General features: G+C 72.3%; 10 protein-coding genes. 2 read left to right on the forward strand and 8 right to left on the reverse strand.

Features of this window, described 5'->3' with window-relative positions:
* From AB0B94_RS10140 to eno, 4 genes are read right to left on the reverse strand one after another with little or no spacing between them, the layout of a single operon-like run.
* Positions 1 to 537, reverse strand: coding sequence for an amino-acid N-acetyltransferase (locus tag AB0B94_RS10140; protein ID WP_238666677.1), 537 nt, complete (start codon positions 535 to 537; stop codon positions 1 to 3).
* Positions 534 to 1,091 carry a DUF501 domain-containing protein gene (locus tag AB0B94_RS10145; protein WP_357270974.1) on the reverse strand — a complete coding sequence of 186 codons (558 nt, stop codon included), beginning with the start codon at positions 1,089 to 1,091 and terminating at the stop codon, positions 534 to 536. Before AB0B94_RS10145 ends, AB0B94_RS10140 begins: the two co-directional genes overlap by 4 nt.
* A gap of 34 nt (positions 1,092 to 1,125) precedes the next feature.
* Positions 1,126 to 1,764: a septum formation initiator family protein gene (locus AB0B94_RS10150; RefSeq protein WP_357270977.1), complete on the reverse strand. Its 639-nt coding sequence runs from the start codon at positions 1,762 to 1,764 to the stop codon at positions 1,126 to 1,128.
* 31 nt (positions 1,765 to 1,795) lie between these two features.
* On the reverse strand, positions 1,796 to 3,079 hold the full coding sequence (gene eno, locus AB0B94_RS10155) for a phosphopyruvate hydratase (protein ID WP_091394269.1): 1,284 nt from the start codon (positions 3,077 to 3,079) through the stop codon (positions 1,796 to 1,798).
* A gap of 213 nt (positions 3,080 to 3,292) precedes the next feature.
* On the opposite strand from eno, the gene AB0B94_RS10160 reads away from it, so the two are divergent.
* Positions 3,293 to 3,988, forward strand: a complete 696-nt coding sequence (locus AB0B94_RS10160) for a hypothetical protein (protein WP_238666681.1) — start codon at positions 3,293 to 3,295, stop codon at positions 3,986 to 3,988.
* A 128-nt stretch (positions 3,989 to 4,116) separates the two neighbouring features.
* Positions 4,117 to 4,881 (forward strand): NAD(+) diphosphatase, encoded by a 765-nt coding sequence (nudC, locus tag AB0B94_RS10165; RefSeq protein WP_357270982.1) that lies wholly within the window; start codon positions 4,117 to 4,119, stop codon positions 4,879 to 4,881.
* Positions 4,882 to 4,905: 24 nt separating this feature from the next.
* On the opposite strand, the gene AB0B94_RS10170 is transcribed toward nudC, so the two are convergent.
* From AB0B94_RS10170 to mfd, 4 genes are all read right to left on the reverse strand, one after another.
* Entirely contained in the window at positions 4,906 to 6,525 is a 1,620-nt protein-coding gene (locus AB0B94_RS10170; RefSeq protein ID WP_357270985.1) for a DUF885 domain-containing protein, read from the reverse strand.
* A gap of 120 nt (positions 6,526 to 6,645) precedes the next feature.
* Positions 6,646 to 7,638 (reverse strand): nucleoside triphosphate pyrophosphohydrolase, encoded by a 993-nt coding sequence (locus AB0B94_RS10175; protein WP_357270988.1) that lies wholly within the window; start codon positions 7,636 to 7,638, stop codon positions 6,646 to 6,648.
* A 2-nt stretch (positions 7,639 to 7,640) separates the two neighbouring features.
* Entirely contained in the window at positions 7,641 to 8,393 is a 753-nt protein-coding gene (locus AB0B94_RS10180) for a hypothetical protein (protein ID WP_357270991.1), read from the reverse strand.
* A gap of 194 nt (positions 8,394 to 8,587) precedes the next feature.
* A complete protein-coding gene (gene mfd, locus AB0B94_RS10185; RefSeq protein WP_357270994.1) occupies positions 8,588 to 12,220 on the reverse strand; it encodes a transcription-repair coupling factor in 3,633 nt (1,210 codons plus the stop codon).
* Between the last annotated feature and the right edge of the window lie 336 nt (positions 12,221 to 12,556).

Raw genomic sequence — 12,556 nt, forward strand, 5'->3', positions numbered from 1 at the left:
CTAGAGGCGCAGCAGCATCCGGGTGTTGCCCAGCGTGTTCGGCTTGACCCGCTCCAGGTCCAGGAATTCCGCGACACCCTCGTCGTACGAGCGCAGCAGCTGCTCGTAGACCGGCTGCGGCACCGGAGCGCCGTCGATCTCCCGAAAACCGAACGAGCCGAAGAACCGGGTCTCGAAGGTGAGCACGAAGATCCGTGCCACGCCCAACTCCCGGGCCGCGTCGATCAGCTCAGCGACCAGCCGGTGACCGATGCGCCGGCCCCGGCAGGACGGGTCCACCGCCACAGTGCGGATCTCGGCCAGGTCCTCCCACATGACGTGCAGCGCACCGCAGCCCACCACGACGTCGTCCTCGGCCCGGACCGCGACCCGGAACTCCTGCACGTCCTCGAAGAGGGTGACGGTGGCCTTGCTCAGCAGCCGCCGGTCGTCGGTGTAGGTGTCGACGAGTCGTCGGATGCCCCGCACGTCCCCGGTGCGGGCCCGCCGTACCAGGATCTGACTCTCGGGTGCCTCGGACCCGGCCTGCGTGCTCATTCGGCCGCCGGCACGTCCACGCACGGCCCCGCCGACCACCAGGGCTCGACCAGGCCCAACGTCTCGTCGCCGAGCGGGTTCACCCCGGGGCCGGCGCCCAACGCGTGGCCCAGGTGCACGTGCAGGCACTTCACCCGACCCGGCATCCCACCGGCCGAGATGCCGGCGATCTCCGGCACCTCGCCGATCGCCTCCCGGCGGGTGAGGTAGTCCTCGTGCGCGGCACGGTAGTGGGCGGCCAACTCCGGATCCGTCGCCAGCCGGTCCGCCATCTCCTTCATCAGCCCCGCCGACTCCAGTCGGCTGCACGCAGCGGTGGCCCGGGGGCAGGTCAGGTAGTAGAGCGTCGGGAACGGGGTGCCGTCGGCGAGGCGGGGGGTCGTCTCCACCACGTCGGGAAGGCCACACGGGCACCGGTGGGCCACCGCGCGGGTGCCCCGGGGCGTCCGGCCGAGCTGCGCTGCCACAGCGGCCAGGTCGGCCTCGGTGGCCGGTTCGCGCTGCGGCAGAGGAACGGAATCCGCCGCCGGCTCCGACGGTGGTACGACAGTCACGGTGCCCATCTCTCCTGGTGTGCTGGTCGGTGGATCACTGGCCCGGCTGCTGGCTGTCCGCCGCCCGCACGCTCGACCAGAGCGTGTCGTACCAGGTCACCGGCCCGGCTGGCGGGGCCGAACCGGCCGACTTCCCGGCGTCCCGGGCGGCGCCCTCCGGGTCGTGCAGCACCACCATCATCTTCTCGCCGGGCCGGCCCATGAAGAACCGTTCCCGAGCCTGCGTCTTGATGTACTCGGGGTCCTTCCAGTTGGCGGCCTCGGCGGCGAGCTTGGCGATCTCCCGCTCCTGCACCGCCTGGGCCGCCTCCATCCGCTCGATGTCGGCCTGCTGGTCCAGGTAGACCCGGACCGGATAGGTGTAGGCAAGAGCGAGCGCGATCAGGACAGCGAACAGCACTGTGGCCCGGCCGGTGAAGCGGCGGGGGTGGGGTGCGGCGAGCCGCTTCACGGCACCAGCGGCAGCGGTACGCCGAGCGGCGGCCGGACGATTCGCGGAGCGAACGCCTTCGGCGCCACGGGCAGCACCCGGCGCGCGACCGGCGGCACGCGGCTCGGCGCGCACGCCGGCCTCCCGGACCGATCCCCGCGTGGCGCGCCCACCGCCCGGCCGACCGGACTGACCCGGCCGGCGGGCGGGACGCTGACCACCCGGTGTGCGGCGCTGCTGCATCGTCACACCCCTCCCCCGAGGCTTTCGTGGCTCAGGCCGAACGGTAGCGCGGGAACGCGCCAGCGCCGGCGTAGCGCGCCGCGTCGGCCAGCTCCTCCTCGATCCGGAGCAGCTGGTTGTACTTGGCGACGCGGTCCGAGCGGGCCGGCGCGCCGGTCTTGATCTGGCCGCAGCCGGTGGCCACGGCCAGGTCGGCGATGGTGGTGTCCTCGGTCTCGCCGGAGCGGTGGCTCATCATGCACTTGAAGCCGGCCCGGTGCGCCAGGTCCACCGCGTCCAGGGTCTCGGTCAGCGAGCCGATCTGGTTGACCTTGACGAGGACCGCGTTCGCCGCCTTCTCCGCGATGCCACGGGCGATGCGCTGCGGGTTGGTCACGAACAGGTCGTCACCGACGATCTGCACCCGGTCGCCGATCGAGGCGGTCAGCGTCTGCCAGCCGCTCCAGTCGTCCTCGGCCAGCGGGTCCTCGATCGACACGATCGGGTACTCGTCGGCCAGCTTCGTGTAGTAGGTGCTCATCTCCTCGGCGGACTTCGCGGCACCCTCGAACGTGTAGGTGCCGTTGTCGAAGAACTCGGTGGCCGCCACGTCGAGCGCGAACACGATGTCGGTGCCGAGCCGGTAACCGGCCTTCTCGACCGCCTCGGCGATCAGGTCCAGGGCCGCCGCGTTCGTCGGCAGGTTCGGCGCGAAGCCACCCTCGTCGCCGAGCCCGGTGGAGAGGCCCTTCTTCTTCAGCACCGACTTCAGGGCGTGGTAGACCTCCGCGCCCGAGCGCAGCGCCTCACGGAAGGTGGGCGCGCCGATCGGCGCGATCATGAACTCCTGGATGTCGACGTTCGAGTCGGCGTGCGCGCCACCGTTGAGGATGTTCATCATCGGCACGGGCAGGAGGTGCGCGTTCGGGCCACCCAGGTAGCGGAAGAGGCTCAGCTCGGCGCTGCCGGCAGCGGCCTTCGCCACCGCCAGGGAGACCCCGAGGATGGCGTTCGCGCCCAGCTCCGACTTGCTCTCCGTGCCGTCGATGTCGAGCATCTTCTGGTCGATCAGCCGCTGCTCGCTGGCCTCGTACCCGATGATCTGGTCGACGATCTTGTCTTCGACGTTGGAGACCGCCTTCTCCACGCCCTTGCCCTGGTAGCGGTCGGCGTCACCGTCGCGCAGCTCGATCGCCTCGAAGGCGCCGGTGGAGGCGCCGGACGGCACGGCGGCGCGGGCTACCGTGCCGTCGTCCAGACCGACCTCGACCTCGACCGTCGGGTTGCCCCGCGAGTCGAGAATCTCCCGGGCGACGATTCCCTCGATGGTTGCCACTAAGTCGCTCCTCGTTGTTGTGATCCGGTCCGTGGGTGGGCCGCGACGGTGCGGCTGAGGCAGGTGTTGAACGCAGCGTATCGGGCGGCGCGAACGGGCACGGCGTCGCCCGCGCACCCGGGTCACCCCGCGTTGACGGACATTCCCGGATTTCCGGGCGTCAACCGGCAACGGGTTTGCGCTGCGCGGACCAGATCCACCAGGCTGGTCGCCATGCCCGCCGCCTCGACCACCCTCCGCATGCTCGCCGTGTCGGTCATCGCGTCGCTCACGGTCACCGGCTGTCAGACATTCGAGGACGCCGGAGTCGCCATGGGCCGCTCGGACCTCGTCAACGACCTCGCCGCCCGGCTCGATCGGGCCCTGGAGTTGACCTACTCGGCCGACTACCAGTTGCCCGGCGGCCAGCGCGCCGCGATCGTGCAGGCGCAGGACCCGGCGCGATCCACGTACACCTATCCGGGCGGGCAACTCACCGTCACCCCGGAGGCCATCACCCGGTGCGCGACGACGGCCGCCCGCCCGCAGTGCACGCTGATCACCCCGCCCACGCCGGGCAGCAAGCCCACTGTGACGCTGTTCGGCGAGGCCAACCAGCAGGGCCTCGTCACCCCGCCGGTGGTGGTCGGGCTGCTCACCGCCGCCGCGCTCGACCCACAGGCAGTCATCAGGCAGAGCGACACCACAGTCGCCGGGCACCACGCCGCCTGCGTCGCTGTGCAGAGCTCGTCGTCCGGCGACTTCACCGCCTGCGTGACCACCGAGGGCGTGCTCGGCAGCTTCACCGGGCCGGTCGACGGGAAGCCGATGGAGCTGGCACTGAGCAACTACTCCGCGACAGTCGACGAGGGTGCGTTCGACCCGCCCGCCGGGGCCGACGTCGTCGACCGCCGCCCCGGCGGCTCGTGACCGACAGACCGGCAGGGCGCCCAGCCGTCGTACCACCCGACGGGTCCGCGACCGGAACGCCGCCCGGCGGGTTCCTGCCGGGAGCCGATCGGAGCCGGCCTCCCGGCCCCGGCGACCTGGCCCTGCCGGTGACCGGCGCGAAGCTGCTGACCGGTGTCGACGGTCGACCCCTCCGCGTCGCCGACCTGCCCGCCGACACCGACTGGGTGCCGCTGGGCACGCTCGATGGCGTGCCCGCCTGGGGCACCGACCTGACCACCACCGCCACCGGTCTTCCCGGCCCGGCACGCGGCTGGGCGTCACTCGCCGCCGAGGTGCCGGAGCCGTACGCCACGCTCGCCGGCCGGGCGCTGGCGGTGCTGACCTGGCGGCGTACCCACCGGTGGTGCGGCGCCTGCCGAGCGGAGCTGACGGACCGACCCGGCGAGACCGCCCGACAGTGCCCCGACTGCGGGCTGTACGTGCCGATGCAGCTCTCCGCGGCTGTACTGGTGGCGATCACCCGGCCCGGCCCGCCCGGGCACGTCGACGAGCTGCTGCTGGTCCGGCACGCCACCGGTCCGACCGGGCTGTGGGCGCTGGTGGCCGGCTTCGTCGAGGCCGGCGAAACACTTGAGGCGGCGGTACACCGGGAGGTCGGTGAGGAGGTCGGGCTGCCCGTCGACCGGCTGGCCTACTTCGGCAGCCAGCCGTGGGCGATCTCCGGCCCGGGCGTGCTGCTCGCCGGCTTCACCGCCCGTGCCGCCGACCCGCAGGCCGAACCGGTGGTCGACGGGCGGGAGCTGACCAGCGCCCAGTGGTTCGGCCTGGATGCGCTGCCGGCGCAACTGCCGCCCGCGTACTCCATCTCACGCTGGCTCATCGACGCGACGGTGACCGCCGGGCGGCGGTGAGACCCGCGCGGCCCGGCGTTCTCCTCAGAGACCGAGCAGGGTGCGCAGGTGGCGCGGGGGCGGGCAGTCGTGGGCGAGCATCGCGTCGTGCCAGTCGCGGACCGACACCCCGTCCGGGCGGGCGGCGGCGATCTCGGCGACCTCGCTGTAGCCGACGAAGTAGGTGGAGAGCTGGGTGGAGGTGAGCTGCGCACGCCGCCACTTGCCGGCCGCCTCGCCCTCCTCCTGGAAGCCGCGCCCGGTCATCAACGCCATCGCCTCGGCCTCGGGCAGGTCCTCGGCGTGCACCAACTGGTCGAGCAGCGCGTTGATTGTCATCCGTAGTTGCATCTTGAGCTGCTGCAACCGCACCGGCAGACCGCCGAAGCCGAGGCCCGTCATCACCTCCTCCGCGTAGACCGCCCAGCCCTCGATGAACGGGCCGGACTCGGCCAGCGCGCGGACCCGTGTGCCACCCACGTAGCGGCGGGCGTGGGCGAGCTGAAGGAAGTGCCCGGGCATCGCCTCGTGCACGGTGAGGTTGCGGATCATGTGGTCGTTGTATTCGCGGTAGAACGACTCGACCCGCTGCGCCGGCCAGTCCGAGGGGGTGGGCGCGATGCAGTAGAAGGTCGGCACGACGGCGGTCTCCAGGGGGCCGGGCGCGTCGCAGTACGCCACAGCGACCCCCCGGGCGAACTCCGGCATCTCCTGGATCACACACCGGTCGTCCACCAGCGTGACCAGGTCGTGCGCGCGGACGAAGTCGGTCGCCTCGTCCAGTGTCACAGCGGCCAGCTCGACGATCGTCGCGTCGTTCGGGTGCTCGGCGGCGAGCAGGTCCAACGCCCGACGTACTGACGCGTCGTCGGCCGGACCGCCGACCAGCTCGACGGCCGCCTCGCGGATCTCCGCGGTGACCCGGTCCAGGTTGGCCCAGGCGCGACGCTGGATCTCGGCGGCGCCCAACTCGGTGTCGAGGGTGTGCCAGAGTCGGGCCTCCCAGCGGCGCCGGCCCAGTCGCGGGTCACGGCCGGGGCCGGCGTCGGCGGCCAGGCCGACGCGCAGCCAGGCGACGAACTCGTCCAGCGCGGCAATCGCGGCGGTGGCCGCCGGTTCGACCCGGTCCAGGTGGCCCGGCGCCTGGGCGAGCAACGCCGGCAGCTCGTCGCGGATCAGCGCGGCGGTGCCGGTGAACTGCCCGACCGCCGTCTCCGCGTGGATGCGCGGCATGTCCCGCAGCGTCGCGCGGGCGGTGGCGAGGGCGTCCGGTACGGCGGCGAGCCGGCCGGCAAGTTGGGTCAGCCGCACGTCCGCGGGGGCGTACGGGCGGGCCAGCAGCGGGTGCAGCAGCGGGCCGGGGTTGTGCCGCAGCGGGTCCCACTCGTGCGACCGGATCTCGGTCAGCTCGAACAGCTCCCGGTCCACGAATGAGGTGAGCAGCGCGTGGTCGACCTGCTCGTCGACGTCGAGCGAGTCCGGGTCCAGTTCGGACAGTGCGTTGGCCGCGTCGGAGAGCATCGCCCGATCGGCTGTCAACCCGTCAGCGGACAGGTCCGGCAGCCGGTCGTCGAAACGGTGGTCACCGGCGGCGGTGGCAACCCCCGGCCGCGACTCCAGTAAAGCCTCGACAACCCGCTCAGCCAGCACCCCAAACGCTTCCACCGCCCCACCCTACCGACCGCCGTACGCTCCGCCGCCGGTTCCACCCACCGCCCCGGCAGCGTCGAGTTGATCAAGAGGTTCGCGTCAGGTCCGAGCCGACTCTCGACGTAAACCTCTTGATCACCGCGACCTGGCGGGTGGGGGTGGGGGTTCGGCCTGGCGGATGGTTTCGGCGTGGGCGAGGGTGGTGCGGCGGAGAGCCGCTTCGGGATCCGCGCCGGCCTCGCGGGCGGCGGCCACCCTTGCCAGGAGATCGACGCCCAGCCTTGCCTCGGCGTCGGTCTGGTCGTCGGCCGACGGGAGTGGGACGTTGACGCCAGTGCGGGCGGCCCGGTCCAGGATCTGCGTTGCCAGGGCCAGCGCGGGCTGACTCAGTGCCACGCCGTCCAACACCGAGTGCCGTGCCTTCTCCGCGCGCTTGATCCGCTCCCAGTTCTCGGTGATCTCCTCCAGGGTGCCCGCCTCAGCACCGGCGAAGACGTGCGGATTGCGCCTGATCATCTTGTCGACCAGACCACCGGCCACGTCATCGATCGTCCACCGCTCGTCCTCGGGCAACTCCTCGGCGAGCCGCGCGTGCAGCACCACCTGCAACAACACGTCGCCCAACTCCTCGCGCAGCGCGTCGGTGTCGTCGGCGCTGATCGCGTCGTACGCCTCGTAGCTCTCCTCCAGCAGATAACCGGCGAGGCTACGGTGCGTCTGCGCCCGCTTCCACGGGTCGCCACCGGGAGAGGCCAGTCGATCCAGCACGGCCACCGCGTCGAGCAGCCTGGCGCCCGGCGGATCCCAGGAGCCGTACATCAACTCCATCTCGGCCAACCCCGGCTGCCGGGCCAACCGCAGACCCAACTCCCGGGCCAGCGCCTCGTCACCCGCCGGACCGGCCAGCCACACCACGGTGCCGTGCGTCGCCACCGCGTCCAGCAACGGCTGCGTCGCCGGACCGTCCACCACTGTGACCTCGGCGCCCGCCTGGCGCACGGCCGTGGTCAACTCACTGTCCGCGCCGGTCAACACGGGGTGCTGGCGTACGACGTCCCAGGCGGCGGCCGTCAACAGGCCGGCGGGCAACCGGGGTGAGGTGACCAGGAGGACGATCCGTGCGGTCATGCTCAGCTGGCCGTGCCCTCGGCCTCCGGCGTCCCGGTCGGCCCCTCCGGGGTGGAGATGTCGGTGACCGCGTCGGAGCCCGGCTCACCCAACGGCACACTCACCGCGGGTGCGTCACCGGCGAAGCTGAGCAGCGGGAACTCAAGCGGACGGTACCGAGGGCTGACCGTGACGTCGTACCGACCGACCGCCTCGGCCAGGATCCTCTTGGTCGCCAGCGCGCCGCGCAGCTGCTCGCCGTCGAGCTGCTGGGCGGCCTCCGCATCGGTCACCTCAGCGGGGATCTTGCCGGCCGCACGCCCGGCGGCGATCACGTCGGCGATCTCCTCCTTGCTCGGCTCGACGGGCTCGGCCGGCAACCCGGACAGGCAGGTGAAGAGCTTCGCCACCTCCCGCACGTGCCCGGTCTGCGGGTCGAGACCGAGCTGCTGGGCGGCCTGGTCGGCCGCCACCTGGCCGCGCGGCTGGTAGTTCTTCTCGGCGGAGAGCTTCTCGCACACCTTCGTCAGCACCATGGTCCGAACCACGTCGGCCACCTTGGGCAGGGTCGGTTGCGGCGCCGCGGGCTGCCCACTGGCGGATGACTCCGGGCCCGGGTTCTTCGTCCGCAGGTCCTTCATCGCGCTGGTGACCTGAACGTCGGTAATGCGCTGGTCACCGATGTAAGCGGCGATACCAGGCTCAGCACGGCAACCGGAGAGGGCGACGAGGCCGAGCGCCACAGTGGCGACGGCGGCAAGACGGCGAGCACGCATAGCCGTCACTCTCTCACGCCGTCACCCGGGGTTGTGACACCCCCCACCTCCGCTCATCCCGGAACCAGGGACGGCGTCGACGCGCCGTCCCTGGTCGAGAGCACACCGCCGGCTCAACCGCTCGCGGCTACGGCGATGGCTCAACCGCTCGCGGCCACGGCGATGGCTCAGCCGCTCGCGGCCACGGCGATGGCTCAGCCGCTCGCGGCCACGGCGAGTGAGGCGGGAGCACCGAGCACATCGGAGAGCAGTTGCGCGCACCACTGGAGCAGCGCCTGGTCACGCAGCGGCTCGCCGCCGATCCGACGGGTGGTCGGTCGGGGCACGCTGACCTGGTCGGTGGCCTGCTTGTAGACGGCATCCGGGTGGTAGCGCTTGAGCCGCAACTGCTTCGAGTCCGGTAGCGGCAGCGGGCCGAACCGTACGTGCTTGCCCTGCATCGACACGTCGGTCAGGCCGTACCGGCGGGCCAGCAGACGGAACCGGGCCACCTCCACCAGGTTCTGCACCGGGGCGGGCGGCTCGCCGTACCGGTCGGTCATCTCGGCGATCACCTCGCCCAGCCGCTCCTCGTCGCGCGCCTCGGCGAGCTTGCGGTACATCTCCAGGCGCAGCCGCTCCACGCTCACGTAGTCGTGCGGCAGGTGCGCGTCGACCGGCAGGTCGATCTTGACGTCGGTCTCCTCCTCCGGTCGCTCCCCCTTGAACGCGGAGACCGCCTCGCCGACCATCCGCACGTACAGGTCGAAACCGACGCCCTCGATGTGCCCGGACTGCTCGCCGCCGAGCAGGTTGCCGGCGCCCCGGATCTCCAGGTCCTTCATCGCCACGTACATGCCGGCACCCAACTCGGTGTGCTGGGCGATGGTGGCCAACCGCTCGTGGGCGTGCTCGGTGAGCGGCTTCTCCGGCGGGTAGAGGAAGTAGGCGTACGCCCGCTCCCGGCCCCGGCCGACCCGGCCCCGGATCTGGTGCAACTGGGCCAGGCCGAGCAGGTCGGCCCGCTCCACGATCAGGGTGTTGGCGTTCGGGATGTCGATGCCGGACTCCACGATCGTGGTGCAGACCAGGACGTCGAACTCCTTCTCCCAGAAGCCGACCATGACCTTCTCCAGGGCGTCCTCGCTCATCTGGCCGTGCGCCACAGCGACCCGCGCCTCGGGCACCAGCTCCCGCAGCCGCCGTGCCGCCCGGTCGATCGACTCGACCCGGTTGTGCAGGTAGAAGACCTGCCCGTCGCGGAGCAGCTCACGGTGGATGGACGCGGCCACCTGACGGTCGTCCTGCGCGCCGACGAAGGTGAGCACCGGGTGCCGCTCCTCCGGTGGGGTGGCGATGGTGGACATCTCCCGGATGCCGGTGATCGCCATCTCCAGGGTGCGCGGGATCGGGGTGGCCGACATGCTGAGCACGTCGACCGACGCGCGCAGCGTCTTCAGGTGCTCCTTGTGCTCGACACCGAAGCGCTGCTCCTCGTCGACGATCACCAGACCCAACTGCTTGAAGCGGGTCGCCGTCTGCAACAGCCGGTGCGTACCGATGACGATGTCGACGGTGCCGTCGGCGACCATCTCCAGCGTCCGCTCGGTCTCCTTCGCCGTCTGGAACCGGGACAGCTGCCGGATCTGGACCGGGAACTGGCTCATCCGCTCGGCGAACGTGTTGTAGTGCTGCTGAACCAGCAGGGTGGTCGGCACCAGCACAGCCACCTGCTTGCCGTCCTGTACCGCCTTGAACGCCGCCCGGACCGCGATCTCGGTCTTGCCGTAGCCGACGTCACCGCAGATCAGCCGGTCCATCGGGACGGTCTGCTCCATGTCCCGCTTGACCTCGTCGATAGCGGCGAGCTGGTCCGGCGTCTCCTGCCAGGGGAAGGCGTCCTCCAGCTCCCGCTGCCACGGGGTGTCCGGACCGAACGAGTGCCCCTTGGACGCCTTGCGGGCGGCGTAGAGCTGGATGAGCTGCGCGGCGATCTCCCGGACCGCCTTACGGGCCCGGGCCTTGGACTTCTGCCAGTCCGAGCCACCCATCTTGTGCAGGGTGGGCTGCTCGCCGCCCACGTAGCGGGAGAGCTGGTCGAGCTGGTCGGTCGGGACGAACAACCGGTCGCCGGGCTGGCCCCGCTTGCTGGCCGCGTACTCGATGACGAGGTATTCCCGGCTGGCGCCGTTGACTGTGCGCTGCACCAGCTCGATGTAGCGGCCGATGCCGTGCTGCTCGTGCACCACGTGGTCGCCGGTCTTCAACTCCAGCGGGTCGATGGTGTTGCGCCGCCGGCTCGGCATCTTGCGCATGTCGCGTGTCGAGGTGCCCCGACCGCCTGTCACGTCATTGCCGGTGAGCAGCACAAAGCGGGACGCCTCGTCGACGAACCCGCTGCTCAGCGCAGCGCAGGTGACCACCAGCTCACCGGGGACGGGCGCTGTCGGCACCTCCTCGGTCAACCGGGCGCCCAGACCGGCGTCGCGCAGCACCTCCACCGCCCGCTGGGCGGGGCCGTGCCCCTCGAAGACCAGCGCGATCGACCAACCCTCGCCGGCCCAACGCTTAAGGTCCTCGACCACCCGCGAGGTCTCGCCGTGATAGAGCGGCGCCGGTTGGGCGGACAGGGTCACCGCGATGGCGTCGTCCGGAGTGACGGCGGCCTGCTCGGGCGCGTCCTCCCACGGCTGCCGAGTCTCGGCGGTCTCCCCCTCGACAAGGCCGAACGGGGACAGCGTCCACCACGGCTGGCCGAGCCTGCCCGCGGCGGCGCGTACCTCGGCGAGGGTGCGGAAGGCGGCGGCGCCGACGTCCACCGGGGCCTGGCCGCCGACAGCGGCGGCGGCCCAGCTGGCCTGCAAGAACTCCTCCGAGGTACGCACCAGGTCGTGCGCCCGGGTGCGGATCCGCTCCGGGTCGCAGAGCAGGACGTGGGTGCCGGCCGGCATGGCGTCCAGCAGCAGCTCCAGCGAGTCGGGGCCGACCAGCACCGGGGCCAGCGACTCCATCCCCTCCACCGGGATGCCCTCGGCCAGCTTGTCGAGGATCTCGGCCAGCTCGGGGTGCTGCTCGGCGAGCGCGGCGGCCCGGTCGCGGACCGCCGGGGTGAGCAGCAGCTCGCGGCAGGGCGGTGCCCAGAGCAGCGGAACCTGCTCGATGGTTCGCTGGTCGGCGACGGCGAAGGTGCGGATCTCCTCCACCTCGTCGCCCCAGAACTCGACACGCGACGGGTGCTCGTCGGTGGGCGGGAAGACGTCCAGGATGCCGCCGCGCACCGCGAACTCGCCGCGCTTGGTGACCAGGTCGACCCGGGCGTAGGCCATGTCGATCAGGCGGCGGGCGACCTCTTCCAGGTCGGCCTCCTCGCCGGCGGCGAGCTGCACCGGCTCCAGATCGCCGAGCCCCTTGAGCTGCGGCTGGAGCAGGGAACGGACCGGGGCCACCACCACTCGCAGTGGCCCGGTGCCGCCGTGCGCGTCGGTCGCCTCCGGGTGCGCCAGCCGGCGCAGCACTGCCAGCCGCCGCCCGACAGTGTCGGAGCGGGGGGACAGCCGCTCGTGCGGCAGCGTCTCCCAGGAGGGGAAGACCACCACCTGCTCGGCCGGGAGCAACCCGCCCAGCGCGGCGGCGAGGTCGTCGGCCTCCCGGGTGGTGGCGGTCACCGCCAGCACCGGTCGCCCGGCGCCGTCGTTGTCAGCGGCGACCGCCGCGACGGCGAACGGGCGCAGGGCCGCCGGGGCGGTGATGTCGAGGCCGTCGACCTGGGCGGCACCGGAGCGCGCCAGGTCACGCGCCCGGGTCAGCCCGGGGTCGGCCAGGGCTGCGGTGAACAGACCGGTGAGCAAGGCAAACCTTTCGGGGAGTCGACGCACACGACGGCGGCCCCTCGTCCAGCCGGACGGGGGGTGCACGACGCAAGCCTATCCCCGTCGACCGACAGCCACCCCCTTCCGCCCAGGTCCGCGCCGCGCGCGCCGCGCGCGCCCCGCGCCTCGCGCCTCGCGCCTCGCGCGCCCCACGCCCCGCGCCTCGCGCCTCGCGCCTCGCGCCCCGCGCCTCGCGCCCCGCGCCTCGCGCCCCGCGCCCCGCGCCCCGCGCCCCGCGCCCCGCGCCCCGCGCCCCGCGCCCCGCGCCCCGCGCCCCGCGCCCCGCGCCAAGATCGTGCTCGAACCAGGATTTAG

It is taken from the genome of Micromonospora sp. NPDC048986 (genome assembly GCF_040649335.1).
GTDB classification, from domain to species: Bacteria; Actinomycetota; Actinomycetes; order Mycobacteriales; family Micromonosporaceae; genus Micromonospora; species Micromonospora alfalfae.

Coding starts and splice junctions, on each gene's coding strand:
- AB0B94_RS10140 (WP_238666677.1), bottom strand. CDS start 537: ATGAGCACGCAGGCCGGGTCCGAGGCACCCGAGAGTCAGATCCTGGTA.
- AB0B94_RS10150 (WP_357270977.1), bottom strand. CDS start 1,764: ATGCAGCAGCGCCGCACACCGGGTGGTCAGCGTCCCGCCCGCCGGCCG.
- AB0B94_RS10160 (WP_238666681.1), top strand. CDS start 3,293: ATGCCCGCCGCCTCGACCACCCTCCGCATGCTCGCCGTGTCGGTCATC.
- AB0B94_RS10175 (WP_357270988.1), bottom strand. CDS start 7,638: ATGACCGCACGGATCGTCCTCCTGGTCACCTCACCCCGGTTGCCCGCC.
- AB0B94_RS10180 (WP_357270991.1), bottom strand. CDS start 8,393: ATGCGTGCTCGCCGTCTTGCCGCCGTCGCCACTGTGGCGCTCGGCCTC.